This is a genomic window from Rhodophyticola porphyridii (assembly GCF_003688285.1).
Classification (GTDB): domain Bacteria; phylum Pseudomonadota; class Alphaproteobacteria; order Rhodobacterales; family Rhodobacteraceae; genus Rhodophyticola; species Rhodophyticola porphyridii.
This window is the reverse complement of the sequence record NZ_RCNT01000021.1, coordinates 1-1,597: the sequence shown is the minus strand read 5'-3', so window position 1 is coordinate 1,597 and position 1,597 is coordinate 1. Positions and strand designations below refer to the sequence as shown.

The following is a 1,597-nucleotide window of genomic DNA, read 5'->3' as shown; positions in this document are numbered from 1 at the left end:
TTCACCCGCGCTCCGTACCGCCGAGGTGCGCTCGCGACCGCAGTGAAGGTCTGCTTGGAGCCGATTCTGTGGAAAAACAAGGGGTTGAGAGCAAACTAATTGGGCGATTTGAAGGAGCGCAAGCCGTTCTGTTGTCAGGCTTTTCGCGGATGCTGCGGTGCAGGAAAGAGCTTGGCCAGTTTCCGGAGGTTCTGGGCGGTGGCAGCGAGGACGAATTCGTCGTTTGCGCCGCACGGACCACGTAGTCGGAGCCGCCCCAGGCCGAGGATGCGTTTGAGGTGGGCGAAGAGCATTTCGACCTTCTTCCGGAGCTTCACCGAGAGTTTGTATTGAGACGTCTTCGCAATGGCCCGCGCGACATCGCGGGCATCTTCGTGTTCTTCACGGGTGATCTTGCGGCAGTCGGCCTTGGGGCAGCATTTGGGTTTGGACGGGCACGCCTGGCAGATATGTTTGAGGGCTTGGTATTTGGCGACGCCTTTTCCGGTCGGGCCGCGATTGGGGTCGGAATAGTTTCGGCGGAACTGCTTCAGGGCTTCGCCTTCAGGACAGATATACTGGTTGTTCTCGGCATCCCACTCGAAGTCTGCGCGGGACCAAGTCCCATCAGTGCGGCCAGTCTTATCGATGACCGGGATGTGGGGCGCGATCTTGCGATCCACCAGCCAGCCCAGCATCGGGCCGGAGCCATAGGCGGTATCAGCAATCAGCCGCTCGGGATGCAGTTCGAACTTTGCCCTCACCCGATCCAGCATCGTCCTGGTTGACCCCACCTCGGCCTGCCGGATCGAGCGCGTTGCCTCAACATCGAGGATGACGCCGTGATCGGTATCAATGAGGTAGTTATCAGAATAGGCAAAGAATGCGGGGCCTTTGCGGGCTGCAGTCCATTGGCTGGCGGGATCGGAGAAGGAGGTGTACTTCGGCTCTACAGGCGTCGCTGCTCCGAAGGCAGCTTCATCTAAGGTGTCCAAATACTCCTTCACGGCGCGCGGTGCAGCTTCAACATCGATCCGCCCTGCGTCCCATTCTTCCTTCGATGCAGAGAATTGCTTGTTCGCATCTGCCTCGATCAGGCTTGCATCGACAGCCATCCGCTGACCACTGACTAGGCCCTCTTCAATGCAGCGGGCAACCGTCGTCTCGAACAAGTGGCGCAGCAGTTCGCTCTCTCGGAAACGCCCGTGGCGGTTCTTGGAAAAGGTCGAATGGTCGGGAACACGGTCGTTCAGATCGAGACGGCAGAACCAACGATACGCGAGGTTTAAATGCACCTCTTCGCACAGCCGTCGCTCGGATCGGATGCCGAAGCAATAGCCAACCAATAACATCCGGATCAGCAGTTCGGGATCAATCGAAGGACGGCCTGTGTGGCTGTAGAAATCGGCAAGATGCGCACGGATGCTGCTCAGATCGACGAAGCGATCAATTGAGCGAAGCAGGTGATCTTGCGGAACATGGTCTTCTAGCGAGAACTCATAGAACAGTGCCGCCTGCGCTTCCTGCTTCGGTCCCATCATGGCCAATCCTCCCGCTCGTTGAGAGAATTGAATCAGCGGCTTACGCCTCGATCAAGGAAGAGTTTTTCAACGAAATA

1 protein-coding gene is annotated in these 1,597 nt (G+C 57.8%); it reads right to left on the bottom strand.

The features are described from left to right. Positions 1-134 precede the first annotated feature (134 nt). On the bottom strand, positions 135-1,520 hold the full coding sequence (locus D9R08_RS18845; protein ID WP_121899657.1) for a transposase: 1,386 nt from the start codon (positions 1,518-1,520) through the stop codon (positions 135-137). Positions 1,521-1,597 lie beyond the last annotated feature (77 nt).

Bases quoted from the DNA above. Each gene is read 5' to 3' on its own strand.
- D9R08_RS18845 (WP_121899657.1), bottom strand. From the start codon at position 1,520: ATGATGGGACCGAAGCAGGAAGCGCAGGCGGCACTGTTCTATGAGTTC.